This is a genomic window from Dictyobacter aurantiacus (genome assembly GCF_003967515.1).
Classification (GTDB): Bacteria; Chloroflexota; Ktedonobacteria; order Ktedonobacterales; family Ktedonobacteraceae; genus Dictyobacter; species Dictyobacter aurantiacus.
The window spans coordinates 900327-925689 of sequence record NZ_BIFQ01000002.1; the positions used below are offsets into that span (position 1 = coordinate 900327).

Sequence of the window (25363 nt, forward strand, 5' to 3'; positions counted from 1 at the left end):
ACCATGACGAGAGTCAGACACAATCTGGGGTTAGCGCCGGGCGATCTCTTTGTCGCGGATGCGCGGCAGGTTATACCAGACGTCGTCGCAGGCGCGCAGCTCATCTTCATCCAGGGTCAGACCAACTCCGCCCAGACTGTCTTTGAGCTGATCAGGACGACTGGCACCGAGGATGGCGGAGGTGACGGCTGGCTGGGACAGTACCCAGGCCACGGCCACGTGGGTCAGCGGCTTGTTGCGTCCCTTCATGAATTCGGCGAGCTGCCGCACCTGGTCGTGCAGCGTCTCGTTCCAGTAGCGGCGGCGATACAGGTCGTTAGGATTCTGGGATTTGAAGCGTGTCCCCGACTCCGCCTCTGGTTTTTCCACATAGCGACCGGTCAGGACTCCGGCGGCCAGAGGATTGTAGACGATGACGCCCACGCCGTGCTCCTGACACAGCGGCAGCAGTTCATCCTCGATCATGCGGAAGGCTATATTGTAGCGCGGCTGCACGCAGACGATGCGCTCAAGTCCATTGACCTTGCTGGTCCATAGAGCGTCAGCCAGGCGCCAGGCGGGGAAATTGGAGCAGCCCACGTAACGCACCTTACCGGCGCGCACCAGGTCGTCCATGGCGCGCAGAGACTCCTCGATCGGCGTCTGCGCGTCGAACTGGTGCATCTGATAGAGATCGATATAGTCGGTCTTCAGTCGCTTCAAGCTGGCCTCGCAGGCCGCGATAATATGGCGGCGGCTCAACCCCTGATCATTGGGATTCGACCCCATCTTACCAAAACACTTGGTCGCCAGCACGATGCGATCGCGCGCGTTGCGCTCACGCAGCCAGTTTCCCACGATCTCCTCGGTCACGCCCGTCAACGCCTTCTCGCCACCGGGATAGACATCGGCCGTATCAAAGAAATTGATACCACCCTGCTCTGCCGTATCCATAATCTCAAACGCCGTCGCCTCGTCTGCCTGGTTGCCAAATGTCATCGTACCCAGGCAAACCTCGCTCACCTTCAGACCCGTACCACCAAGACGCTTAATCTGCATAGCTCGCACTCCTTCGCTTGAAATACTATTTCTACATAGAAGATAGTCATCCCATATTCATGGGGCGCTATGTTATCTTACACGAATCAGCCCGCATATATGTAGTAGCCCACTACCACAATCTCAACCATTACCTCTATGCTTTCTCAAGTATAAAAATCGAGTCTAGAGCATTTATAATAACTATGTGTAAAAATCATTACATATATTTTCAGCCAAAACAGCTTGCCTATAAGAGTGTGTCGTAAAGTGAGCCATGAGAGCTAGAAAGGAGCCAAACGCGTCAAAAAGAGACGGATCGAAGCAATCTGGATGAAGGCCTCACTGCTAGAAGGCAACCCTTCATAGTCGCGAGCCAAGCGACGGTATCGCGTCAACCACGCGAAGGTACGTTCAACGACCCAGCGTTTGCGTTGCACCTGAAAGCCTCCTTTTGGTTTGACGACTTTGACGGGAACGTCTTTTTCAAGCACCCAGGTGATATGCGAGGTGTTGTGCTCATGAGGCACAATTTCGGTGCTCCACCCCAGGTGTTCTTTGACCCAGTCCTTCAATGGTCCCGTGTAGCCATGGTCGGCAAACAGGTGACGGACTCGTGGAAGCCGGCCAGTCACCCGTTGCAGCAACAACGGTGCAGCTGTGCGATCAACCAGGCCAGCAGAATGAACGATGACGGCGATCAGAAAACCTTGGGTATCAACGAGCAGATGACGTTTGCGACCCCATATTTTTTTTTCCGCCATCGTAGCCACGCTCGATGCCTCGGACTGCACTGGTTTTGATGGATTGGCTGTCAATGATGACGGCACTGGGTTCCGGGTCACGGTCAATGGACGTTCGTACCTGCCGGCGTAAAGTCGTCATGGCTTGTTCCCAGACCCCATTGAGCTTCCATTGACGGAAATAATGGTACAGGGTTTTTCCGTTGGGCAAATCGTGGGGCACCAATCGCCAGGAACATCCGGTGCGCACGACGTAGAGAATCCCATTGACGATTTCGCGCCGGGGAATGACCTCGAACGTCGCCTTTGGCGACACTGCTGGGATCAAGGGGGCTAACAATTCCCATTGATCATCTGTCAGATCGGTTGCATAGCGTTTACGGTGCAATGAGCGAGACATCGGCTTCGATCCTTTCTTGCTGCGTGTTGAGCTCCTTTCTTTTATTCTATCGACGAACCAATCAGTTTAAGACACACTCTAAATAAAATTTACCTTAACTAAATATTAATGCATACAAAACATTAATGACATAACATGACGCAACTAATATTATTGACAATTATAGTTATATTAATGTATTCTAAAAGAAGAGCTTTTTTATCCTTTTCAGTTTTTCAACAGGAAAACATTGGAGGTCTTCGATGCAAGCACCATATGCACCCCAGGCTATCTCTCAGGAGCGCGTTGGCATTGGATTGCGCCTGGTCGCCGTCATTATTGATGGGATCATTATCGGCATTATTACAGGCATTCTCAATTTTATTTTTAGAGGACAGCCCGTACTTAGTAGTAGCTTTGGAGGACTGATCTTCTTCCTCTACTACATCATTATGGAAGCCACCAGCGGCTCCACGCTTGGAAAGAAAGCGCTTGGTTTGAAGGTAGTGCGCGAAGATGGAGCGCCTATCAGCTGGACCGAGTCGATCATTCGCAACTTGCTGCGCATTATCGACGCGTTGCCTTTTGCCTATATCGTAGGCGCCATCATCATCGCGACCTCTTCACAGAAACAGCGCCTGGGTGACAAAGTTGCTCACACAGTGGTTGTCAAAACCCGTTAAAGAACGCGCGCTTCTCGAATCATAAACGGAAGAGTGTTAGAGCTTTTTCTATCACTCTTTTTATATTCATGCGTAATAGTGTAGTCATCTATGAAAAAGTAGCTTTTCCACCTCTAACCTTGCTCCTCTGGATTACACACCATTAAATTGATACATTCCAATTCTTGACTTCATATTCTCCGTGACCTACAATAATGCTGCAAATTCAGCATCATAGTCTTTGAGAGGAAAATGCTTGTGGGCAACAATGACATTGTTAAAATACTCTTCCTGGCTGCCTCCCCAAAAGAAACAAAACGATTACAATTAGACCTTGAGAATCGAACCATCAAAGAATTTATTCACCGCTCTACGTACCGCGAGAATTTTAAGATAGAGAACGAGTGGGCGGTCGAAGATGATAACCTGCTTTATTTTATGAATTATCATCATCCTAATATTGTGCATTTTAGTGGTCATGGCACCAGCACAGGAGAGTTCATACTGGAAGGGGAGAATCGCTCAATCAGGCCAGTGCCAGGTGAAGCATTACAATCTCTCATGCAAAGGTTCAAAGATGATGTCAGGCTCGTCATATTAAATGCCTGTAACTCATCTATACAGGCGGAAATGATCGCCAAAGAAATAGATTTCGTCATTGGTATGGACGCTCCGATTGGAGACAAAGCAGCTATAAGTTTTATTTCGGCCTTCTATCAAGCATTAGGCTTTGGCAATTCCATCCAAAATTCATTTGAACAGGGCCTTACCCAACTCCAAATAAAGGACATCCCCGCTGAATATATTCCTCATCTTTTTACCCGCCCGGGAGTTAATGCCAGTACCACCACATGGAGAGAATTGCTTTTTTCAAACAGAAAAGATAGACCAATATCGATATTTATCTCTTATGCGCCAGAGGATGATAAGTTCAGGCAAGAATTAGAGAAGCAGTTCAGTGTGCTGAGAAGGAATAAAACGATTACCATCACAACAGTAAAGAGCACGTTAAGAGGTGAGGTCAGCGAGGATAAACTGGTTGAATATCTCAATGCAGCTGATATCGTTTTACTTTTAATCAGTCCCGATTTTCTGGCTTCAGACAGCCTGTATAATAATGAGCTCACACCCGCTATACATAGACGCCAACAAGGGCTGACATGGGTCATCCCGGTCCTGGTCAGGGAAACGGCCGAATGGCAAAATGACGAGTTATTCGGAAAACTTGCGGAATTGCCCGCCAATCACAAGCCGGTCTCAGCCTGGAGAGATCAAGATAGCGCACTGGTATCGATTGTGCAGGGGGTGCGTGACGTGATTAAAGCAATTAAAGATCAACGCTCTTCATAGGTATGCGACACGTTTCCCCCACACGATCGCGTATCCCTGTAGGCGGCATAGGCCTGCGGCCCATTAAACATGCTTAATTAACGAACAAGCAGCAGGCCGGCCTTGTGCATGCCGCCCTGTTCACGTACGAAATGCTCGGCATGGAGTATCGGTTTTCACCGATGTCGGCGTTTGACGTGATTAGCGAACGGATCGTACGCCGAGAGGGCGGCATGCACAAGGCTGGCCTGCTGCTTGCTCATAGGCGGGCGTATCATACAGGCCGCAGGCCTATGCCGCCTACAGAGACGAAATCGTGTCACGCCCACATTCCCGTATGGGCGAACGAAATCGTGTCACGCCCACATTCTTGTTTGCTCGGTGATGAGTTCGATTTGACCATATGATATCAGATGGATACAATAGATAGCTGTATGCTTACGAACAGATAATATAAGCACGGATAGGATAGATACAATTTTATGACAAATACCATTGATAAATTGGCCTGGATACAAATTACCGATAAGCGTCTGCTGGCGACACGTTCGAGGGGGAAGGACCTGTTCTATTTGCCAGGTGGCAAGCGCGAGCCAGGAGAAACCGATCGGGCAGCGCTGGTGCGTGAGGTACAGGAGGAATTGAGCGTGGCATTAGAGCCTGAGACCGTCAGCTACTTTGATACCTTCACAGCACAGGCCCATGGGAAAGCCGCCGGGACGGTCGTCATCTCTACCTGCTACCAGGCTGACTACACGGGTCAGTTACAGGCCGCTAACGAGATCGAGGAGGTAACCTGGCTAAGCTATCAGGAGCGGAATCGCTGCTCAAACGTGTTACAGATAGTGATGGATTCCCTGAAAAACAAGGGAATGATCGCCTGATTTGCGTAATAAGATAGCTGACCCGACATTCAAATTCACACAGAACAGGGATTGTCACTTGTATGAATAAAGCTACATCCTTGGATCAAGCAGGAATTGTACTGGAGACCAGAAATTTAAGGCGCGTGGTGGATAAGGATAAGGTTATCGTCAACGATATCTCACTGGCGGTACGCAAGGGTGAGACACTGGCGATCGTCGGACCATCCGGATCGGGCAAATCGTCGTTCCTGCGCCTGCTCAACAGGCTGGACGAACCGACCAGCGGCACCGTTTTGCTGAATGGAGTTGACTACACCACCATCCCCCCTCGCACCCTGCGCCGCCAGGTCGGGATGGTCATGCAGTCGGCCTACCTATTCCCGGGCACGGTGGCCGAAAATATCAGCTTCGGACCACGCTCGCGCGGGGAGCAGGTCTCCAGCGAACGGATCGAAGAGTTGCTTGAACATGTGCAGCTGGCGGGCTATCAGCAGCGCGACATCAGCGGACTCTCCGGCGGTGAGGCGCAGCGCGTCTCGCTGGCGCGCACGCTGGTCAACGATCCCCAGGTGCTGCTGCTGGACGAGCCGACCTCAGCCCTGGACGAGACCACGCGCGCGGGAGTCGAAGAGCTCATCAACACGATCATGCACAGCCAGGGCCTGACCAACATCATCGTAACCCATGATATGGCCCAGGCCACGCGCATGGCCGATCGCATCGCCGTCATCCAGGCGGCCCAACTCAAACGCATCGGGACGGTAGAAGAGGTGCTCAATGAACCTATTGCATAACATGCTCACATCGCTGACCACGCCCCAGGTCATCAACGGCTTGCTCCAGATAGCCGCCGCCACCGTGCTGGTCCTGGTGGTGGTAGTAATAGCCCAGTTTAATAAGGTCAAGCTCGCCACAGAGACCATCACCTCGATGGTGCGCGGTCTCATCCAGATTCTGATCGTCGGCATCATCCTGGTCCTGATCATTAACGCATCGATCATCTTCGGCTACCTGGTGCTGGCCATGATGATCGTCTTCGCTGCCGTCCTCTCACAGCGACGCGCCAAAGGTCTGCCGGGCGCGTTCAAGATCTCGCTGCTCTCCATCGGCATAGGCTCCGGCATTACCGTCGTGATCATGGCGCTGGTAGGGGTGATCGAACCCAGGATTGCCACCCTCATCCCCGTTGGCAGTATGATCATCTCCAGCTCGATGCGCACCAACTCGCTGGCCCTCAACCGCTTTCGCGCCGAGATCGAGGCGCACACCGGCCAGATCGAAGCGGGACTCTCCCTGGGCGCGCCGCCGAACATAGTCATCGAGAGCTACATGAACAACACCGTCTATGCTAGCATCATCCCGGCGGTCGACACCATGCGCTCGCTGGGCATCGTCTTCATCCCTGGACTGGCCAGCGGCATGCTCCTGGCGGGCGCCAACCCGATCTATGCCGCCGAATACCAGTTCGCCGCCATCGCCATGCTCTTTGCCGCCAGCACCCTCACAGGACTCCTCTGCGGGCTGCTGCTGCGCACAACCATCTTCTCCCCCGCCGAACAGCTCACCCTCCGCCCCCAGATGTAAATCGGACGCGAGGTCCGAACCTATGGAAGGTCATGGCGCGCATAGGTTCGGACCTCGCGTCCGATTTCTCTCTCCCGTTATACGTACCGGTCGAGCCACGCCAGCAGGCGTTTATAGTAGTCGCGATTATGCTCGGGCTCGCTCAGGCCGTGGCCTTCGCGGGGATAGATGACGCACTCAACCGGGACCTCGACCTCACGCAAGGCGCGATAGAACGCGTAGGCCTGGGCAACAGGTACGGCAGGATCGTTCTCACCATGCACAATCAGGGTGGGAGTCGTCACATTGCCAGCGTAGGTCAGGGGCGAGCAACGCCGATAAGCGTCAGGATTCTCCAGTGGATTGGCCTTGAGCAGGCGCACGTCGGCGTTGGCGATGTTGGTCTGCGCGTGCATATTGTGCCAGTCGGTGATACCCGCTCCAACCATAGCGGCCTTAAAGCGTCCCGTCTGGGTGATGGCCCAGGCGGACAGGAAGCCGCCATTGCTCCATCCTCCAATGGCGATCCTGCCGGCATCCACCAGGCCCTGTTCGATCAGGAAATCGATACCATGGATAATATCCTGGAAATCTTTGCCCCCCATGTCCCCTAACACCGCGTCGGCAAAAGCGACGCCATGGCCCCAGCTACCACGCATATTCGGCCGCAGCACCGCGTAACCAGCTGAGGCAAGAATCTGGGCCGAAGGATACCAGCTATCCAGCGAGGCGCCCGAGGGTCCGCCATGCACATCGACATACAGAGGAGGCAGACCTTCACCCTGATAATTGAGAGGAGGTGTAAACAGGGCATCGATCAGCCAGGCATCCGCGCCGGGATAGCGCAGGCGCCGATTGGGTGAAAGCGCGAACGTCTCTTCCGCCAGCGTATTTAAGCGGGAGAGCCGCCGCCAGCGGATCTCCTTGTTATGGGCCTCGCCGTTTATCAGTTCACCATGCCACACATCTGGCGGCTGCTGAGAGGTCGAGTGCACCGTCACACACTGACGCAGATCGTCCGAGACCGCGAGTCGGGCACTATAGACATCGACCGTAAAATCCTGATCCAGTATGTCAACTGTTCCGTCAAGTGTATGCACAATCCCTAGCTGACAGGTCACGCCATGGATGGCCAGGAAGAGCAGGCGCTCGCCATCGGGCAGCCAGCGACACCAGTTGGGGCTGGCATCGATGCCCGGCGTGAGGTTGCGCGGCTCACCACCCACGGCAGGCACCACATAGATATCGCCACCGCCCTGATCGGGATCGCTCCATTCGCCAGAGATATAGGCGATCTGCTGGCTATCGGGCGACCAGGCAAGCGAGCTCGCCTGCCGCGTCAACTGCGTAATCTGCCCGACCATGCCGCCCAGCGTCGACACAATACCGACCTGGCCATTATACCAATCGGTCTCATCCGAGCCATACGAAAAATACAGCGCGAACGACTGGCCCGCGGGCGACCAGCGATATTCCCACACGCTAACACCATCGGGCGTGACCGGAGCGGGCTGGTCGCTCTCCACCTGAACCGTCCACAGGCGGCGCACAGGTCCAGGACCCAGTACGATCGGATCGCTGGTCTTCTCCTGCTGATCGGGAGAGATAAAGGCCAGCCGCTTCCCATCGGGCGACCACGAGATATCGCTCACGCCGCCAGGCAACGTACAGACGCGCCTGGAGTGTTCACTATCCAGCGAACGAACAAACAGCTGGAACTTCCCATTCTCCTCCCCCACAAAAGCCAGCTGCGTCCCATCAGGCGACCAGCGCGGCTCCCGCTCATTGCGCTCCTCACGCGTCCACTGACACGGCTCCCCATCTGACGTACTCGTCAGCCAGATACGGCGGCGCCATTTGGTGGAGTCGGGCTCGCGCATCATCACCACAAAAGCCGCCTGCTTCCCATCGGGAGAGATCACAGGATCGGAGGGATAGCGCAGATGGAGGTAATTTTCATACGTCACAGGCACGCGCGGAGTAGATTGATAGAATACGGACATCACGGATAATCCTTTCCAGATATGCGGTCAGCTACGTGCGGCGATATAGGGGTATTCGTTTATTGGGCTGTGAACTCGAGCGCGGCGATATAGCCTTCGGACTCCTTAGCGACGTGCAGGACCCAGAACAGCTCGCGTACCGTATGCGTACGCGCGAACGCATGCCATCCCTTTTCACCGCCCACGATAGTCGAACTGGGCAACCATTCAAAGGGAGCATACTCACGCTGACGTGCAAATTCCAGCAGGGCCGCGCGCACATGACATTCTTCACAATTTCCACAGGTACAGATTTTCATAACTACAGGTAACCTTTACATAATATTTTTGTTCACCATCAAGAGTCTATCATGCCAATAACGATAAAGAAAACCTCTCGGGACCGATGTACGCGCGCAAAACAAGCCAGGGCAAGTCCGGCACCTACGGATTTACGCGCACAAAACAAGCGGCATTGGAGGCAATGCCGCTTGTTTTGTGCGTGAATGTGGATATTTATCTGGGCATGACGCTGGCGTCTTCAGATCCCGCGGGCGAGGAAAGCTCTTCCGCCTGAGGGGCCTGCTTCTGACGCGCCCGGACATAAAAGTAAACGATCAGCGCGGCGATAATTGGCGGCGCCATCATCAACACATAGCGGATCGCCAGCTGGTAGCCAACGATGTGGAAGAAGGCCAGGTTCATATACGTGAAAACAGCACTGGCCGAGAAAACCAGGCAGAAAGCCACCAGCGCGCGCGTAAAGCGGCCCGTTGAAAAGGCCAGCATGATGGGAGCTAGCGCGACCAACCAGACCACGTACCACGAATAGAACCAGGGAGTAACCACCAGGATAACGGTCATAGTTGTCAGGCTACCGACCACCAGCGTGCGCATCGAGGGTGAACGCCAGGTATACCAGGCCCCCACCAGTACAGCCAGGCCCATCGCCAGGATATCAACTTTACTCCAGAAACCACGGTTAGCCAGCGCGTGAGCGACAAAGGTCACCACCGGAATCGAGGTATGCGGGTGGACATACAGCCAGTTCATCGCCACGCGCATTAAAGAGTTTTGCGCGCCACTGGAGGACGGTGGCGTACCAAAGCTACGCACGATCTCACCCGGTCCATGACCGATCCAGAACGGTAAATATGCCACCAGCGTAATCGCCACGAAGAGTCCCCCCGCGATGGCGACATTTTTGAGGGCGGCCCCCCAGGGCAAATCCCGCGTTAGCTTGCGTGGCGCGCCCAATGTCTGCGCCGCCAGCACGAACAGGAAAAAGATGATCGCCGGGATTGAGGTAAACTTGACCAGCACCGCCAGCGTCAACATCACCAGTGCCGGCCAATAGTTCTTCAGGCGCGTAAAGCCGAGCTGATTGGCGCGAAAGCAAAGGGAGAAGCCATACAGCAGCAGCGTACTCATAAAAACATCGTTATGGGCCCCCAGCGGACCCTCGAACAGCATCAAAGGATTTAAAGCATAGAGGAACATGCCCAGCGTCACGGTACGCTCCGAACGGCCATTCATCCGCAGGATACGCCCGATCAGCAACACATTCAGCACATGGCAGACCAGTCCCAGGCCGCGATAAATATAAAAGTACGGCAGGGGATTATCACCAAAGATAAGCGAGAGCAGGCCAGCAAGATAGACCCACACGGGCCCATAAGCCGATGGAGCATTACTCCAGCCGTCGATATGCGTCAGCAGATCGTTGTAGGCAACCTGCCTGGGGGTAGAAAAATAAGGATTAGCTCCATGCGCCCCCACCAGATTGCCGTAGTCGGCATACACAAAAAGATCTTTAGAAGCCATACCCGGCGTCAGCACAAAAATCACGCCCGCGATAATCGTGCCGATCCACATCCAGCGGCGCACGGTCCGCATCTGCCCTTCACTGAAGCGTCGGGCAATAAAATAAGCAGCCAGCGTATAAATGGCAAAGGCCAGCCCCAGCAACACCAATACCTCAAGGTTGCCCGTCAGGTAGATCGCCACATTATCCGCGTGAGAAAAATGCATCGGCAGCCAACGGCCCCACCCGGTCAAAAACGGCATCGCGGGCGGCATAAAATTACGCGGAGTCGCGATATCCTCAGTTAAACCAGTATAACCGACATTCTTCAGGCGAGCGATAGGCGTGGTGGTTAACAAAATGCACACGACGAAAGCCAGAACACAAAAAATTATAAGCCATGGCCGAGCATTTTTTTGATCCGCGAACTGATCAGGTGTTGATCGCCCTGTTTCTATTGTTTTACTCATAAATTATTCTACACTCAATATGTCTGCATTTTCAGATGCTCGCAATTCAGGTTGCATAAACGCTACACTTCTCTAATACGATAAAGTATTACAGAGGTAACCGCTTTATGCAAAAAAGGTACCGGACGTCACAACCATAACATAAATACTCTGCTATGTACATAGAAGATGCCAATTTTATACCTATCAGGAGGTAGTACCACACAACGAAGCATACATGCCCCCGTTGTATTGCACTACCTCCTGATATTATAATAAGTTATCTTAGAATGTTTCTGACTCTCATGATGATGGCCTGCAGCCTGCATGGGTTTTCGCACTTTCGGTGCTCAGGAGTCCATTGTGTGTTGGTGCATCGGGTGCGCGGATGCGCACCCGATGTACCAACACACAAAACCGTTGCGGCCGCCCGTGCGGGGGCGCTCACATGCCCCCAGAGTGACAGGAGTCTGACACGCTCTTAGCCTTTTCACTGTGCACAATGAGCTTATTTATGATAACATTGTACGCATTCAAATAATGAGGTATAAACGTGACCGCACGCATTCTTATCATCGAAGACGAACCAGATATTTTAGAGCTCTACCGCTTACTCCTTGAGGGCGAAGGGTATGAACTATATGCAACCGACACCATCTATAAAGATCTTACTGAAGTAGAACATATTCAACCGCACTTAATTATGCTAGATTTAATGATCGGGTTCAAGCAAGAAGGATGGGAATTCTTAGAATCACTGCAAAAAGACGCCCGGACCGCCTCCATTCCGCTCCTGCTATGCACGGCGGCGGAACATGAATTGAGAGATAAGATTGACGCGCTAAAAACGCCTACCATCGATATCGTTTTCAAACCATTCGATGTCGAGGATCTCTTAAGGGTGGTAAAAAAGTTGCTCACGATCTCCCCTATCAGGACGTCCTGAGCCACAAACCCAGCAGACCCCTTTCCCGGTACCCTTATACATTGCCGGCGAAGCAGGAGCTTTTTTAATTTATGAACTGAAGCGCATCCGGGAGGAGATTTGTGCCTCATCTTGAGTTACAGAAAACCGAAGACACAAAACATACGCAAACAACGATAGTCATTGTCGAGGATGATAATTCGATTGGCTTATTCCTGACCCTGGCCTTTTCGGAGGAGACGCCTTATCGATCAATTCTCGTCCCCACAGCCGAACGGGCGCTGAAGGTCATTGAATCCGTCAAGCCGGATCTGTTCATCCTGGACTATCAACTTCCTGAAATGGATGGCTTGCAGCTCTGTCATGAACTACGCATGCAACAGGATTTCTGCGAGACCCCCATTATACTGATGAGTGCGAATCTGCCGCACGGCGCGTTTGCACATCTCAAGGTGACCGGGGTCGCCAAACCATTCGATCTCGACGAGTTATTGGATACTGTTGATCGACTTCTCGATCAGTAACAGCATAAAGCACACACCACGGTATCGGTGTGAAAATGAAAAGAGCTTTTCTTGCTTCAGTAGCCGGAAAGGAAACACAGATGCACAGCGCAAACAAGGCTGCCGTCATGGTCATTGAAGATAATACATACGACTTTGAAATTTTGCAGTGGGCATTCACTAAATCGGGCAATCAAACACCCCTGCAACACTTCAAGAATGGTACACAGGCTCTGGACTTTCTACATTCCATTAGCAGCCAGCCAGAACAGTTTGAGACGCCAGCCGTTATCCTGCTTGATCTGACACTACAAGATATGGACGGACAGGAGATCCTGCACGCGGTCAAGTCTGATGAGCATTTGAAACATATCCCCGTCATTATCTGGACATCTTCTGGCAATGACGACAGGATCAGCGACTGCTTCCAGCAGGGTGCGAATAGCTATATGATCAAGCCCACCAAGCGAGAGAACTTTTTACAGAATGCCCAGATTCTACAGGCTTACTGTGATCAAACTCAAAACAAGGCATCTACACCCCAATCCTGAGGAGAATTTATTTTTTCCTCATATACACGTTGTATTGCACTAAACTGGCTTTAGAACTGATAGTAGCCATCTCTGCCTTCTCGGGCTAAATTGTGAAGAAGTTCACATTATACGTCTGTCGTATTGACCAGCAGGCATTTTGCATGTAATATATTCATCAACAGCATAAAGTGCCTATCACTCGTATGAGCAGCGGTAAAAAGCATATACGCGAGCCCCTGGCTCTACAGGCTGGCCTGATCTGGAGGTACAAGTTGGCTCAAGCGCCTTATCTGACAGAAGCAACCATTACGCTGGTATCAATCAGCCTTATCTATATCGCCCTGTTCCTGTGCGGGCTGGTAGTTTTTCTGCTCACGCTGATCATATTCCAATGGATCGGGAGCAAGCAGTGTTCTGTCTGTTTAAAACGCTTGCGTCGCAGCGATAATTACTGCCACTATTGCGGAACCGCGACCCACGCAACTTTGACGCCCGCTCCGCCGACCGCCTACAGTGGTCCACCAGCGACCAGCATGCGACAGGCGCTGCCTTCAACGTCCACCGCCTATCGACCACCCGCCACATGGCCTGCCGCCAGCCGGCCACCTATCAGCAGACCACCAGTCGTTCACGTTCCCATGCTAGCATCGCCGCCGGTCAGATATAATACAGACAGCTACAACACCATCGATGATCCCGACTACCTCTGTCCCACCTGCCATGGTCCACTCCACTTAAGCGACACCTTCTGCGGCAGCTGCGGAGGCCGCCTGGTCCCCACAGCCTATCAGCTACGCTCGTAAAGTATTTTTGGTTCATTCTTGCTGGCTTAGCGTTTATTCAGGCGTTCAAATCGTCTAAATAAATGAAGGCGGATGCGCATAAAACTATATGGAACGTACCGCTCTTCTCGCAATAAGGAAAGATGGTAAGGGAGAATGATACAGATGAATCAAATACATACGACATTCAGGGAAGCCCGCTTGCGGCACAATATCACGCTCAGTCTGCTGATTAAAGATACTAACATCGATCCACGGGCTGTCATCCTGCTGGATCAGCAGAATCAGGGAACGCCCGAACATATCGACCAGTTACTGGCATCCCTTTCGCGCCTATCGGGTACCGAATATTCCCGGCGCACAAAAAATATCCACGCGATCACGTTCAAGCTTCATCCAGATTACGAAAGCATCACACCAGACCAGCTTGCCGCGGTGCTCCGCTGCTCCGATGATGAGTAACTGATCGGGGCGCGAATGCGCCCCTGTTGCAGCAATAGAATCGCTTATGAATGTGACTGGGGGGGCGGCGTGGGTCTGGAAGTAGCCAGCAGCGGCGAGACCAAACGCCCGATCGTTACGCGATACCTCCTGATCAACCAGGCGATGATCACGACCGGAACCACATAGATGCTGAACGCCAGCAACCAGATCAGGAACGTCAGCAGGGCGCGCCCGAAGTTGAGAGAAGCCGAGAATGCCGCGCCGAAAGCGCTGCTAAACGACCAGCCAGTATCGGTCTGTGGAGCCGGGACAGGCACATCGGGGATGATCGGCTGCAGGTAAAGGTTAACGGTATAGAAGGTCACCTGGCTGGAGAGCAATTTCAGGTGCGCCTCGGACGTCTCGATATTGCTCTCCACCTCGGTCAACTTTTGATCGATGGTCACAATATCGCCAACCGCCTGGGCGTGACTTAACAGGGTCAGCAGGCGCGTCTGTTCTCCCTTGTAGTTCTTGATGCGCGACTGCGTATCGACATAGTCATTTGATACATCCTGCACCGTCTCTTTAAAGCCAACCAGCTTCCCTCCGGTTGATCCCTGCACATTATAGTCGCGCAGATAGTTATAGATCTGTGGATACATGGTAGCCTGGACCGAAAAGGTGAGTGAGACATTATAGTATTTGTCGCTAACCTGGGTATAATCGGCGCCAGCTGAGCTGGAACGCGGATCGGTAGCCGTGATCCAGGCCTGGATATCGCTGGCGACTTTGCGTGTATCCTTTACCTGCATGGTCACGTTCAACGTCTTAATCAGATATTGAGGACCCGCATCCACACTAGAAGGCGTAGAGCTTCCCGCCGTGTTCTTTTGATTGGGAGCCGTCGCAGGAGAAGAGCCAGAATTGCTAGCACCATTGCCTCCGGTAGTATCGGGCGCCTGGTGAACAGAAGGATTTCGAGCTGGAGTCGACGCGGAAGTGCTATTACTTGCGACACCTGAGCTGCAAGCGACCAGCCAGATAGTCAGTAACAGTGCACAACCTGACAACCACAATTTTTGATGAGATACCCATATGCGCAGCATAGACCTGCTCCTTATAGAGGATATGTATTGTTCGGGGTAAGCAAAACAATCATCAAGTATCTTTAATAGTACTGTTCGCTATTACATGTGCTGAACATACACCACACTTACTCTACAGGAGTAGACGTCACAGGGTTGTTACAAGTTCCCGGCACAGGAATTTAAAAAGATTCGGGACAGGGACCGGTGGAGTGGCGTACGACGAGGCGGGTGGAGAGGGAGGTGTGGATCGCATCCAGGCGCGCTTCGGCGCGGTTGCGGAAGAGAACATCGACGCCGGTATAGCCAAGCTCGTAGCGCGGCTGATGGACGGTGGTGAGAGCGGGGGTGACAAATGAGGCAAAGCGCGCATCGTCGAAACCAACCACCGAGAGATCACGTGGAACCGACAGGCCCAGTTCAAGCGCGGCGTGCAGCACGCCCACAGCCATATCATCGCTAAAGGCAAAGATGGCGGTCGGCCGCTCGGGCAGGCTGAGCAGTTCCATTGCGGCCTGGTAACCACCTTCCAGGGTAAAATCGCTCTCGCGGATCAACGCTGGATCATGGGGTAGTCCGGTGGCAAACATGACGGCCTGATAACCGGCCAGCCGATCGATGCTCATGCACCAGCGCGCATCTCCGACCAGCAGACCGATACGGCGGTGTCCCAGTGACAGCAGGTGTTTGGTGGCCGCGCGGGCCCCCCCAATATTGGCCGCCGTAACCGTAGGAATATCATCGCTCAAAGGGGTGCGAGGATCAATGACGACAAAAGGGAATCCGGCATGGCATAGTTCCAGCAACTCTTCATCCGATTCTTTTGGCAAGACCAGCAAGGCGGCATCCGCACCATCGGCCTGCAACCGCTCCAGCAAGGTCCGCTCGGGCCCGCAAGATGAGCGTGAGCAAAACGACAACTGAGCTTTTTGCTTGTTGAGGGCATCGGTAATGCCGTGGAGCATGCCCATAAAATGCTCTTCGTTAGGAATACTGACCCCGACCCGTTGCAGAGGGGCGCGCACAATGGTATGGGTATGGCGATGAGAGTTATATCCCAGGTCCCGGACATGCGCCAGCACCTTATCGCGAGTCGCCACCGATACATCCGGGCGACCATTCAATACCCTTGATACCGTTGAGATAGAAACACCCGATTTGCGGGCTACGTCCCATATGAGTGCACGAGATTCGCGTACACGAGAATTTTCTTGTCGATCCTCCAACGAGCACCCCTATTAAAATCAATAATCAGACTGTCTAATTACCGGTTAAATAATTTCTAGTTAGTTCAAAGTGTAGTAAGCATTCATTTGTTTGTCAAGCTATATCATTTTGCGCACACAAAAGTCATATCAACCAGGAGCACCAATAATCAGGCCTGATGCTGCCTGGCGCGCGCCGTCTTGTATTGCAGGTAGATGCTAATCCAGAACAGCACACATACGATCATGCCAACCAGTCCGAAGCCAAGGAGTTTAAAGATGCCGGTCAAAAAGAGCGCGCTTAGACCAAAGAGGGCGGTAATCCCATAAAAAACGTAGCAGATCTGGCGGGCACTGAGCCCCCCAAATGCCAAGCGGTAGTGGAGGTGGGTCTTATGGGCATACTGCGGCAACAGATCGCGCTGCATCGGATTCTGTCCACGACGCAGGCGATTCACCGCGACCCAGGCAATATCCAGGATGGGGATGCCCAGGATCATCAGAATCAGGGCAAACTTGGCGCCACCCATAATCGATAACATAGCCAGCGTGATCCCTAAAAACTGGGAGCCGCTATCACCCATAATGATGCGCGAGGGATGCCAGTTATGCGGCAGAAAGCCGGCGACAGCACCGGTAAAGATAGCGGCCAGGGTGGCGATGGTATATTGGGAGAGCTGCAGGCTGATAACTGTAATAAACAGGCCCGCGATAGCAACAATGCCGGCCGCCAGCCCATCCAGACCATCCATAAAGTTGACGGCATTCATCATCCCAACGAACCAGAACCAGGTGAATAGAATCGCCGGTATGGCCAGCCAGGATACAACGGGCTCGTGAATAAATAACGTCAGCTCGTTCTGCTGGTACCAGGGGGCAGCCGCGCCCGCCACGGGCGGCTGGTGGACAAAGGGATTGTGGAAGCCAAAGAAGAGGACACCATGGAAGCTATGCAGACCAGGACCCATCAAGATCAATACGGCCACCGTCTGCGCCAGCATCTTCGGCAACGGCTTCATACCTTTGACATCGTCATAGGCATGTACCAGCACGATCAACAGCGATGACACCAGGAACAGACTATAGATGACCAGTTCTTTTGAGACCAGGTGACCAAAGATCGTTTCGGATGCACCCGGTTGCACCGCCAGCGTAGGCAGATAGAAAAGCCAGGAAGCCAGCAGAAAAGCCGCGAAAATAGCCAGTCCCCCCAGGCGCGGAAGTGCCTTCTTATGTATCTTATGGGCTACCACCGGCTCAAACCAGTTCATCTTACGGCACAGTGCCAGCACAGCATACGTCGCTACATAGGTTAATATAAATGCCGCAACGCCACCAGGTAGCAAGGTCAAATGGTTCGCTACCAGAAACTCTATTACCGCCCACGCAGAATTCATAGCTCAGCTCACCCTATCACACAAAATTGAGAACATACCGCCCTTTAGTATAAAACTTGCGCAGCCATTGTCGGTCATTTCGGGCTCGAACCAGTACTTACGTCGGCAAAAACGTATCGCTTAGCCAGAAGGCGCAAAAATGCCTGCCACCTCAAACATGCGATCAAGTATGTGGGACAGGCGAACTACTCCTCGTTCAGATAACCTAATTTGCGCGCCCGTTCTCCGGCCTCCAACGCCTCCTCCGCCCGGTCCAGGCGGGTCAGGGCATAGGATTTCTGCTTGTAGAGCCAGCCATCGTTGCCATAGCCCAGGTGGCGCGCCCGGTCAAAAGCCTCCAACGCTTCGCGGTAGCGCTGGAGCTGATTAAACATCCAGCCCTGCTGCTCATACAACCAGCCTTCATCAATGGCTTCCAATTGCAGAGCATACTTAATAAATGTCAACGTCTTCTCATGCTTGTCCGCCCCCACAAAAATATCATCATCCTCAACCTGATATTGAGAGGTCAAATCAGAAGGCAAGGCGTTAGTATGGGAAAAAGAAGTTTGTTCCGAAGGTTGCATCATATATTATTCCTCAAGCATAAACGTATTTATGATGAACAGGTTTTGTATGCAATCAGGTATGTATAGCATTCTCGTTTCAGCTCCCGGTTTCAGCTCCCGAGCATAGAAAAACCAGCGAGACAGAAAGCAGGGAGATATTTATTCATACGCTAGAACACCATTTTAAGTAACATCTAAACTACTAACTGCTAACAAGCGCCAAAAAAGGAAACGTTTTATCCCTTCTCTATTATTGACGCTCTATCTTCCCAAAAGATGACTGAAACTACTGAAAAGAGTGTCTGACTTCCGTCACCCGGGGGGCGCGTGGCCGCCCCCGCACGCGCGTCCGCTACGCAGACGCATTGTTTTTGTGTGTTGGTGCAGCAGGGGCGCGGATGCGCCCCTGCTGCACCAACACACCATGGACTTGTGAGCCCCGTAGGTGCGAAAGCTCAGACGTGCTGCAAGCGATGATCATGGGAATCAGGCACGCTCGAGAGCGTGTCTGACTTCCGTCATGTTGGGGGCGTCCGCTACGCGGCCACACTGTTTTTGTGTGTTCGTGCATGGGGTGCGCATTAGCGCACCCCATGCACGAACACACAATGGAATTCTGAGCGCCGCAGGTGCGAAACCCCATGCAGGCCGCAGGCCATCATCATGAGAGTCAGACACGCTCTTACTGTTGGTGTTCGCGGCAAGATAAGGCATATATAAGCATCTCAAAATAGCATTTAAGGCTACAGATATAATGGAAATAGAAGATCGGGATCAGTCAGGGAGGGTTTTATGCAAACTTTACCCAAAACGGGTGTTACTATCAAGCAATATGGGAAATTCCATGTGCGTGAGGTGAAGATGCCAGCGGAGCAGCCGCCTCTAGAAATGCTGCAGATCTCGCTTGAACACAATGCTGCAGATGAACTATTTATCGGCTATATCCCGACCCACAATAGCGATCTCCCCTTTGTCTTACAGCGCATCCGTTTCTGGATTCTTGAGCAGCAGAGCCAGCTTAACCAGGTAGAACAGTGGATCAGCGACACATTTGATAGCCACACCCTGGAAAAATTGCAGGAACTCAACAGTATTTTGAAAGATAGGTATGATTTCGTTCAGCAAGCTCTGCAAGAGATAGATCATACCGACCTGTAGTTGTCTATGGTGCATGCGTCCATCACCCCTGGGGGACGGGGGCGCCCCCGCACGCGTTTTTTGTGTTGGCGCATGAGCATCTGCAATGCCCAATCTCCCATAGCCTGGTGGTACAACCGGGGCGCATTCGCGCACCGATGCGCCAACACAAAACTGGCACATGAGCACCTGCAGTGCCCAATCTCCCATAGCCTGGTGGTGCAACCGGGGCGCATTCGCGCACCGATGTGCCAACACAAAACTGGCACATGAGCACCTGCAGTGCCCAATCTCCCATAGCCTGGTGGTACAACCGGGGCGCAAATGCGCCCCGGTTGTACCACCAGACAAAATCAGTGCGGACGCGCTCACGTGTCACCACAATGACGGATGCCCACACTCTCTAAGAGATGCGGCGCAGAGGCGCGCCTATCTGATGCAGGTGCTGAAGAATCTCTTTAAGGGACTGCAAGACATGGGTTTCGTGATAGGGGATCTCGCGCTCTTCACAGAAGAGCTTCACCACACTACGCGCCTCTTTTAACTTGTTGCGGGGCATACTGGGGAAGAGATGATGCTCGATCTGGTAATTTAAGCCGCCATAAATAAAATCGATCACGGGATTGCCATAGATGTTGCGCGAGGTCAACACCTGGCGATGCAGAAAACCCATCTGGCTCTCTTTATCCAAAACTGGCATGCCCTTATGATTGGGCGCGAAGATGGAACCAAGATAAAAACCAGCAACTGCCTGGTTCAAAACAATAAAGATGATTGCCTGCCAGACATTCATGCTATAAAAGACAGCTGCGAAATATAAAATAAAATGAGCAAGCATCGTGGCCCATTCAAAAGTATAAAACCTGGTCTTGTTGCGCAGCAGAAAGACGACACTGCTACGTTGCAAGCCCACCGACACTGTCATTAATGCTGGCAAAAATATAAAAGCCTGGTGCTTCACCAGAAATTGCCTGAATTTGCCAACCTGTGCCAGATCCTCTTTCCCGGTAAATTCAAGAAAAGGAATTTCGATATCCGGGTCCATATCAACCTGATTAGGATGGCTATGGTGACTGTTGTGCTTATCAAGCCACCAGGCATAACTCATGCCGATACATAAATTTCCGCCGATCAGCCCGATCAGATCATGCTTCCAGGAGCGCTGAAACATCTGACGATGACCAGCCTCGTGGCTGAGTAAACCGATTTGAGCGAAGACAAAGGCCATAAAAATGGCGTTGACGAGTTGTAGCCAGAAAGAATGAACAACAAGGAGAAAGACAATACTGAGTGCCAGTAAGCCGATCAGCAACAATACGCGATACGTATAGTAAACTGGCTGCTTAGCTAACAGACCGCGTCTTTTCACGATGCGCTTTAACTCAGCAAAGTCACGGTTAGAGGTTTCAGAGGTATACTGTTCTAGAGCGGTGTCATTGCCAGGTAAGGTGAGCAATGCAGTCTTCTTCATTCACGGCTTCCTTAATACACAAAATGCATAATAAACTTGTGATATTGAAATCAATATCATGTGTCGAATCAACTGATGTTTTTTTATAACATCTGATTTAGTAACTGCTATTTCTTACAACAGCATATCTAAACACTCAGATGTATATTCGTAAAAAGACATCACTCTTGAGATAAAGAAGCTGGCGGTTTTGTTTCAAAATAGATACGGAATAGGAAATTTAGAACCTATCATTATCCCCCTTGACATTTTTTCTCTGCCGCAGGTATATTCTGTGTAGCACTTATTTAATGTTCATTAAGTGACTCAGCTATTGGTAAATACGCATGATTTTTGATCGAAGAAGCGCCAATGGGGACAAACGCCATACGGAGCGAGACCCGGAAACGCAGCGCCGCATTCTGGCAGTCGCCGAACGACTCTTCCTCGCCAAGGGCTTTAAGGGCGTATCGATGAAAGACATCGCCGATGAAGTCCAGGTCACGGCCGCCGCGCTCTACTATTACTTTCCCGGCGGCAAACAGGAACTATTCATCAGTATGGTTCAGCAATGGATCAATAACTGGACCCGGCAGACCTTTGAGGCTGTTTCTCATGTTGAAGGCACGCGCGCCAAACTTACCAGGGTAGCGGAAGCCTTTTTCTCGCGTCAATTCAGCAACTTTTTCGCGCTCATCAGAGATGTTGAAGAGTTTTGTGGGGATAACCCAGGGAAAAGAGAGCTATTCAGAAAAAATCGTCAGGACCGCCAGTACCTCCAGGATATCTTCCAGCAGGGAATCGATAGTGGAGAACTGAGAGCCGATGTGCCAGCCAAGACATATATCTCTATGTTCGAAGGCATTATGATGGGTATACAATTCAAACGGCACTTTAACGTCGATCATGAGGATGAGTCACCAGTTGATGTTCCCTTCATGGCGGAAATGGTGGTCAACTGTCTCCTGGATGGTATCAGCAAAAAATCAGATTGATAAACTGATCGTTAGCTATATACCCTGCTAACCCGATAAACCCGTCTATTATAATGCGAACTTAATAAACGTTTAATAAGCACAGCTATTCAGCGATAACCAGATCATCCGAAAGGAGCAACGGTAATGTCCTTTTTATCAAGGATTAGCCTTGCCAATAAAAGTATAGTCGCGCTGGTCACCATTGCGATCTTGATCTTTGGTGGCTTAACCATCCCTTCAATTAAGCAAGAGCTATTCCCGTCCATTTCATTTCCCACGGTCTCGGTGGTCACCGTCTACCAAGGTGCCACGCCGTCGATCGTTGAGCACGATGTCACCAATCCGCTTGAACAGAACTTTCAAGGGATCGCGGGCGTGCAGACGATAACCTCGTACTCAAACGAGGGGACATCGATTATCTCCGTTTCATTCGATTATGGAACCGATATCGATAAGGCGCGCCAGACGCTCTCACAGCGTATCTCGCAGGCGCAGTCGAGTCTACCCAGCAACACAACGCCCCAGGTGCAGTCGTTTAGCATCGCCGACCTGCCCATTATGCAGCTGGCCGTGACCTCCGATGCTGACGCCCAGACCCTGGCGACGCAGTTAAAGCAGAACGTGGTGCCCGGCCTGGAGCGCATCGATGGTGTTGGAACCGTCAATGTAACCGGTGTGCGCAACCAGATCGTCAGCATTACGCTTGATCCCGCCAAAATGAAGGCAAATGGCATCAGTTCCACCCAGGTTTCGGGGGCGCTGCAGGCCAACAACCTGAGCATCCCGGCCGGTGATGTGACCGCCAATGACAAAACGGTCCCCATCAAAGTCGGCAATACGCTCAATTCGCTGGATGATCTGAAAAATCTGGTCGTGGGCACGCATACCACAGGTGTCACTGGTACCCCTGGCGCCGGTGGAATCAGCGGCTATCCCGGTGCTGGCGGTAGTTTTCCTGGCGCCGGTGGCGCCGGTGGCGCTGGCGGTGCCAGTGGGAGCTTTCCTGGTGCTGGTGGCGCCGGCGGTGCCGGTGGGAGCAGCAGCTATCAGGGTGCTGGCAGCACGGGCTTTGGCGCTGCTACGCCAACCGCAGGGGCGGCCGTTCCCCGGGTTACGCTGGTCAAGTTGAAAGATGTCGCGACCGTCGAAGAGGTGCTTGCTCCTTCGACCTCATTGACGCGCACCAATGGCAAACCCAGCCTGGGACTCTCCATCGTCAAATCACCCAATGGCAATACCGTCTCCATCTCCAACGCGGTCCGCGACCAGATCAAGACGCTGCAGAACAATCTGGGGCACAATGCCAGCATCTCGATCGTCTCTGATCAGGCGCCGTCGATCAGCAAATCCATCCAGGATCTGACGCGCGAGGGTCTGATCGGCGCCGTCTTCGCCATCATTGTTATCCTGATCTTCCTGCTGTCGGTCCGCTCGACCCTGGTAACGGCGATCTCTATCCCGCTGTCAATCGTGATCGCATTGATCGGTATCTACGTTGGCAACTATACGCTGAACATCTTAACGCTGGGCGGCCTGACCATCGCCATCGGTCGCGTGGTCGATGACTCGATTGTGGTCCTTGAAAACATCTATCGCCACCTGCAACAGGGGGAGAAGAAAGACGTGGCCATTCCCGCGGCGGTTCGCGAGGTGGCTGGTGCCGTAACCGCTTCAACGCTGACCACGGTGGCTGTCTTCCTACCCATCGCCTTTACCGGCGGCATCGTGGGAGAGTTGTTCCGCTCATTCTCGGTCGCGGTCACCATCGCCCTGCTGGCCTCGCTGTTCGTGGCCCTGACCATTATCCCGGTGCTGGCCTACTGGTTCCTCAAATCACCCAAACCGGGCAAGGAGCACAAAGCAGAAAAGGTTTCGTGGCTGGAGCGGGGCTATACCGCCCTGGTACGCTGGGTCACGGGTCGCGCCTGGCAGCGTGCGCTCACACTGATCCTGGCCCTGGCCATTCTGGTCGGCACCTTTAGCCTGATCGGTCGCCTGCAGACCAACCTGTTCGGCTCGTCCGGGCAGAACACCTATTCGGTTACCCTGACCATGCCTCCAGCTACCAGCCTGCAGAAGACCGATGAAGCGGCGAAGCAGGTGGAGCAGACCCTGCAGGGACTGCCACACGTCGTGACCCGGCAGACCGTGGTTGGCTCGAATGGTGGTCTCTCCAGCTTCTTTGGTGGCGGTGGCACCAACACAGCGACCTTCGCGCTGTCCACCGACGAGAACGCGGACCAGGCGGCGTTTGAGAAGGATCTGCGCAATCGCATCAATGGCATCAAAAATGTTGGCGCCCTGACGGTCTCGTCGGGGGGTGGTGGCGGCTTCAACGGCTCCAATCTGGAGGTCGATGTCAAGGCATCCGACGACGCTACCCTGCGCGCGGCTTCACAGCAGGTTAAAGATGAGGTAGCAAAGGTCTCGGGTCTCACCGATGTCTCCAGCAATCTGTCCGACGCCGTACCGCAGATCGAAATTAACGTTGATCCGCAGAAGGCGCTGAAATACGGCATGACGGCCGCCCAGGTGGCCCAGAATCTGCGCGCGATCTATAGTGGTACTCCTGGCGTGACCAAACTGGCGATCAATGGTACCCAACTCGACGTCAACCTCTACTACGGTACCCCGGTCAACACGGTCGATCAGATCCGCAATCTGACCATCCCGACCACGCTGGGCAGCGCCAAAGTCGGCGACCTGGCAACCGTGCAGAGCGCCAATGGTCCCACGCAGATCACCCATATCGACGGCAATCGTACCGCTTCGGTTACCGCCACCATCACCGATCCCAACGTGGGCGCCGTCAGTAGCACGGTGCAGCAGCACCTGTCCAAACTGAGCCTGCCGAACGGTGCCACCTACTCGCTGGGCGGCGTCACCTCGCAGCAGTCCGACACCTTCAGAAACCTGTTGCTGGCTATGGCCGTCGCCATCATGCTGGTCTACTGTATCATGGTGGCCACCTTCCGCAGCCTGCTGCAGCCGGTCATCCTGCTGATCTCGATCCCGTTCGCGGCGACCGGATCGTTCATCCTGCTGCTGCTCACCAGGACCCCACTGGGCGCGGCCGCCCTGATCGGCTTCCTGATGCTGGTTGGTATTGTCGTCACCAACGCCATCGTCCTGCTTGACCTGGTGCGGCAGTACCGCACGCAAGGCATGGACGCGCAATCGGCGGTCGTCGAGGGTGGACGTCATCGCCTGCGCCCCATCCTAATGACAGCCATCGCCACCATCCTGGCCCTGCTGCCGATGGCGCTCGGCTTTGGTGGTTCCGGCGGCTTCATCTCGCAGCCACTGGCCATCGTCGTCATCGGAGGACTGACCACCTCCACCATCCTCACCCTGCTACTGGTCCCAACGCTGTACGTCATCGTCGAGAGCATTCGTGGCCGCTCCGGAGGAGCCACACCCACGCAAACGATCGAAGAACAAGCCACAGCCGAAGAACCCGTACCCGCGGTTTAAACGTAACAACAATAAGGCAGGCCACATTGGTCATTTCAACCAATGTGGTCTTCCTTATTTTCACGAGGTAAATCGAACCTACGGATTGTGCCGTTTCGTGCGTGATGAGGTAATCGACCGCGAGGGT

The 25363-nt window shown here is 53.0% G+C and carries 23 protein-coding genes; 13 read left to right on the forward strand and 10 right to left on the reverse strand.

Annotated elements, in window-relative coordinates; genetic code table 11:
* Positions 1-30: 30 nt before the first annotated feature.
* The gene (locus KTT_RS28640; RefSeq protein WP_126601116.1) at positions 31-1038 is read right to left on the reverse strand and encodes an aldo/keto reductase; all 1008 of its coding nucleotides are present in this window, start codon (positions 1036-1038) and stop codon (positions 31-33) included.
* A 263-nt stretch (positions 1039-1301) separates the two neighbouring features.
* Positions 1302-2160, reverse strand: a protein-coding gene (locus KTT_RS37815; protein WP_371864851.1) for an IS5 family transposase whose coding sequence is annotated in 2 segments (ribosomal slippage) — positions 1302-1772 and positions 1774-2160 — 858 coding nt in all. Because the reading frame shifts where the segments join, the coding sequence is not laid out codon by codon here.
* A 242-nt stretch (positions 2161-2402) separates the two neighbouring features.
* Here KTT_RS37815 and KTT_RS28650 point away from each other — a divergent pair.
* The 5 genes from KTT_RS28650 to KTT_RS28670 all read left to right on the forward strand — a co-directional run bounded on the left by KTT_RS28650 (position 2403) and on the right by KTT_RS28670 (position 6580).
* Positions 2403-2822 carry an RDD family protein gene (locus tag KTT_RS28650; protein ID WP_126601117.1) on the forward strand — a complete coding sequence of 140 codons (420 nt, stop codon included), beginning with the start codon at positions 2403-2405 and terminating at the stop codon, positions 2820-2822.
* Between the two features lie 237 nt (positions 2823-3059).
* The gene (locus KTT_RS28655) at positions 3060-4151 is read left to right on the forward strand and encodes a CHAT domain-containing protein (RefSeq protein WP_160146194.1); all 1092 of its coding nucleotides are present in this window, start codon (positions 3060-3062) and stop codon (positions 4149-4151) included.
* Positions 4152-4612: 461 nt separating this feature from the next.
* A complete protein-coding gene (locus tag KTT_RS28660) occupies positions 4613-5014 on the forward strand; it encodes an NUDIX hydrolase (RefSeq protein ID WP_126601119.1) in 402 nt (133 codons plus the stop codon).
* Positions 5015-5076: 62 nt separating this feature from the next.
* Positions 5077-5790, forward strand: a complete 714-nt coding sequence (locus KTT_RS28665; RefSeq protein WP_126601120.1) for an ABC transporter ATP-binding protein — start codon at positions 5077-5079, stop codon at positions 5788-5790.
* Positions 5774-6580, forward strand: coding sequence for an ABC transporter permease (locus KTT_RS28670; RefSeq protein ID WP_126601121.1), 807 nt, complete (start codon positions 5774-5776; stop codon positions 6578-6580). The genes KTT_RS28665 and KTT_RS28670 overlap by 17 nt, the downstream gene beginning before the upstream one ends.
* A gap of 77 nt (positions 6581-6657) precedes the next feature.
* Here KTT_RS28670 and KTT_RS28675 read toward each other — a convergent pair whose 3' ends face one another.
* From KTT_RS28675 to KTT_RS28685, 3 genes are all read right to left on the reverse strand, one after another.
* Positions 6658-8562, reverse strand: coding sequence for a S9 family peptidase (locus KTT_RS28675; protein WP_126601122.1), 1905 nt, complete (start codon positions 8560-8562; stop codon positions 6658-6660).
* Positions 8563-8621: 59 nt separating this feature from the next.
* Positions 8622-8861 carry a hypothetical protein gene (locus tag KTT_RS28680; protein WP_126601123.1) on the reverse strand — a complete coding sequence of 80 codons (240 nt, stop codon included), beginning with the start codon at positions 8859-8861 and terminating at the stop codon, positions 8622-8624.
* Positions 8862-9057: 196 nt separating this feature from the next.
* Positions 9058-10815, reverse strand: coding sequence for an MptA/MptB family glycosyltransferase (locus KTT_RS28685; RefSeq protein WP_126601124.1), 1758 nt, complete (start codon positions 10813-10815; stop codon positions 9058-9060).
* Between the two features lie 532 nt (positions 10816-11347).
* Here KTT_RS28685 and KTT_RS28690 point away from each other — a divergent pair.
* From KTT_RS28690 to KTT_RS28710, 5 genes are all read left to right on the forward strand, one after another.
* A complete protein-coding gene (locus KTT_RS28690) occupies positions 11348-11740 on the forward strand; it encodes a response regulator (RefSeq protein WP_160146195.1) in 393 nt (130 codons plus the stop codon).
* Between the two features lie 101 nt (positions 11741-11841).
* Positions 11842-12243: a response regulator gene (locus KTT_RS28695; protein ID WP_126601126.1), complete on the forward strand. Its 402-nt coding sequence runs from the start codon at positions 11842-11844 to the stop codon at positions 12241-12243.
* Positions 12244-12323: 80 nt separating this feature from the next.
* Complete coding sequence (locus KTT_RS28700; protein WP_160146196.1) at positions 12324-12773, forward strand: response regulator; 450 nt, start codon at positions 12324-12326, stop codon at positions 12771-12773.
* A 185-nt stretch (positions 12774-12958) separates the two neighbouring features.
* Entirely contained in the window at positions 12959-13558 is a 600-nt protein-coding gene (locus tag KTT_RS28705) for a zinc ribbon domain-containing protein (RefSeq protein WP_126601128.1), read from the forward strand.
* 144 nt (positions 13559-13702) lie between these two features.
* The gene (locus KTT_RS28710; RefSeq protein ID WP_126601129.1) at positions 13703-13999 is read left to right on the forward strand and encodes a hypothetical protein; all 297 of its coding nucleotides are present in this window, start codon (positions 13703-13705) and stop codon (positions 13997-13999) included.
* Between the two features lie 44 nt (positions 14000-14043).
* Here KTT_RS28710 and KTT_RS28715 read toward each other — a convergent pair whose 3' ends face one another.
* From KTT_RS28715 to KTT_RS28730, 4 genes are all read right to left on the reverse strand, one after another.
* Positions 14044-15069 carry a DUF4349 domain-containing protein gene (locus KTT_RS28715; protein WP_126601130.1) on the reverse strand — a complete coding sequence of 342 codons (1026 nt, stop codon included), beginning with the start codon at positions 15067-15069 and terminating at the stop codon, positions 14044-14046.
* A gap of 161 nt (positions 15070-15230) precedes the next feature.
* On the reverse strand, positions 15231-16274 hold the full coding sequence (locus KTT_RS28720; RefSeq protein ID WP_126601131.1) for a LacI family DNA-binding transcriptional regulator: 1044 nt from the start codon (positions 16272-16274) through the stop codon (positions 15231-15233).
* 149 nt (positions 16275-16423) lie between these two features.
* The gene (locus tag KTT_RS28725; RefSeq protein ID WP_126601132.1) at positions 16424-17650 is read right to left on the reverse strand and encodes a glycosyltransferase family 4 protein; all 1227 of its coding nucleotides are present in this window, start codon (positions 17648-17650) and stop codon (positions 16424-16426) included.
* A 185-nt stretch (positions 17651-17835) separates the two neighbouring features.
* Positions 17836-18219, reverse strand: a complete 384-nt coding sequence (locus tag KTT_RS28730; RefSeq protein WP_126601133.1) for a tetratricopeptide repeat protein — start codon at positions 18217-18219, stop codon at positions 17836-17838.
* Between the two features lie 771 nt (positions 18220-18990).
* Between KTT_RS28730 and KTT_RS28735 the strand changes: the two genes are divergently transcribed.
* Entirely contained in the window at positions 18991-19356 is a 366-nt protein-coding gene (locus KTT_RS28735) for a hypothetical protein (RefSeq protein WP_126601134.1), read from the forward strand.
* A gap of 382 nt (positions 19357-19738) precedes the next feature.
* Here KTT_RS28735 and KTT_RS28740 read toward each other — a convergent pair whose 3' ends face one another.
* Positions 19739-20806 (reverse strand): fatty acid desaturase family protein, encoded by a 1068-nt coding sequence (locus KTT_RS28740; RefSeq protein WP_126601135.1) that lies wholly within the window; start codon positions 20804-20806, stop codon positions 19739-19741.
* 326 nt (positions 20807-21132) lie between these two features.
* Here KTT_RS28740 and KTT_RS28745 point away from each other — a divergent pair, with 326 nt between their 5' ends.
* Both KTT_RS28745 and KTT_RS28750 read left to right on the forward strand, forming a co-directional pair.
* Complete coding sequence (locus KTT_RS28745; protein WP_126601136.1) at positions 21133-21780, forward strand: TetR/AcrR family transcriptional regulator; 648 nt, start codon at positions 21133-21135, stop codon at positions 21778-21780.
* Between the two features lie 126 nt (positions 21781-21906).
* Entirely contained in the window at positions 21907-25236 is a 3330-nt protein-coding gene (locus KTT_RS28750) for an efflux RND transporter permease subunit (protein WP_126601137.1), read from the forward strand.
* The last annotated feature ends 127 nt before the right edge of the window (positions 25237-25363 follow it).

What these genes read in the sequence shown, in the direction of transcription:
- KTT_RS28725 (WP_126601132.1), bottom strand. Translation starts at nt 17,650, where the DNA reads ATGAATTCTGCGTGGGCGGTAATAGAGTTTCTGGTAGCGAACCATTTG.
- KTT_RS28660 (WP_126601119.1), top strand. Translation starts at nt 4,613, where the DNA reads ATGACAAATACCATTGATAAATTGGCCTGGATACAAATTACCGATAAG.
- KTT_RS28710 (WP_126601129.1), top strand. Translation starts at nt 13,703, where the DNA reads ATGAATCAAATACATACGACATTCAGGGAAGCCCGCTTGCGGCACAAT.
- KTT_RS28640 (WP_126601116.1), bottom strand. Translation starts at nt 1,038, where the DNA reads ATGCAGATTAAGCGTCTTGGTGGTACGGGTCTGAAGGTGAGCGAGGTT.
- KTT_RS28685 (WP_126601124.1), bottom strand. Translation starts at nt 10,815, where the DNA reads ATGAGTAAAACAATAGAAACAGGGCGATCAACACCTGATCAGTTCGCG.
- KTT_RS28700 (WP_160146196.1), top strand. Translation starts at nt 12,324, where the DNA reads ATGCACAGCGCAAACAAGGCTGCCGTCATGGTCATTGAAGATAATACA.
- KTT_RS28740 (WP_126601135.1), bottom strand. Translation starts at nt 20,806, where the DNA reads ATGAAGAAGACTGCATTGCTCACCTTACCTGGCAATGACACCGCTCTA.
- KTT_RS28745 (WP_126601136.1), top strand. Translation starts at nt 21,133, where the DNA reads ATGATTTTTGATCGAAGAAGCGCCAATGGGGACAAACGCCATACGGAG.
- KTT_RS28665 (WP_126601120.1), top strand. Translation starts at nt 5,077, where the DNA reads ATGAATAAAGCTACATCCTTGGATCAAGCAGGAATTGTACTGGAGACC.
- KTT_RS28750 (WP_126601137.1), top strand. Translation starts at nt 21,907, where the DNA reads ATGTCCTTTTTATCAAGGATTAGCCTTGCCAATAAAAGTATAGTCGCG.
- KTT_RS28675 (WP_126601122.1), bottom strand. Translation starts at nt 8,562, where the DNA reads ATGTCCGTATTCTATCAATCTACTCCGCGCGTGCCTGTGACGTATGAA.
- KTT_RS28715 (WP_126601130.1), bottom strand. Translation starts at nt 15,069, where the DNA reads ATGCTGCGCATATGGGTATCTCATCAAAAATTGTGGTTGTCAGGTTGT.
- KTT_RS28705 (WP_126601128.1), top strand. Translation starts at nt 12,959, where the DNA reads ATGAGCAGCGGTAAAAAGCATATACGCGAGCCCCTGGCTCTACAGGCT.
- KTT_RS28680 (WP_126601123.1), bottom strand. Translation starts at nt 8,861, where the DNA reads ATGAAAATCTGTACCTGTGGAAATTGTGAAGAATGTCATGTGCGCGCG.
- KTT_RS28735 (WP_126601134.1), top strand. Translation starts at nt 18,991, where the DNA reads ATGCAAACTTTACCCAAAACGGGTGTTACTATCAAGCAATATGGGAAA.
- KTT_RS28670 (WP_126601121.1), top strand. Translation starts at nt 5,774, where the DNA reads ATGAACCTATTGCATAACATGCTCACATCGCTGACCACGCCCCAGGTC.
- KTT_RS28730 (WP_126601133.1), bottom strand. Translation starts at nt 18,219, where the DNA reads ATGATGCAACCTTCGGAACAAACTTCTTTTTCCCATACTAACGCCTTG.
- KTT_RS28650 (WP_126601117.1), top strand. Translation starts at nt 2,403, where the DNA reads ATGCAAGCACCATATGCACCCCAGGCTATCTCTCAGGAGCGCGTTGGC.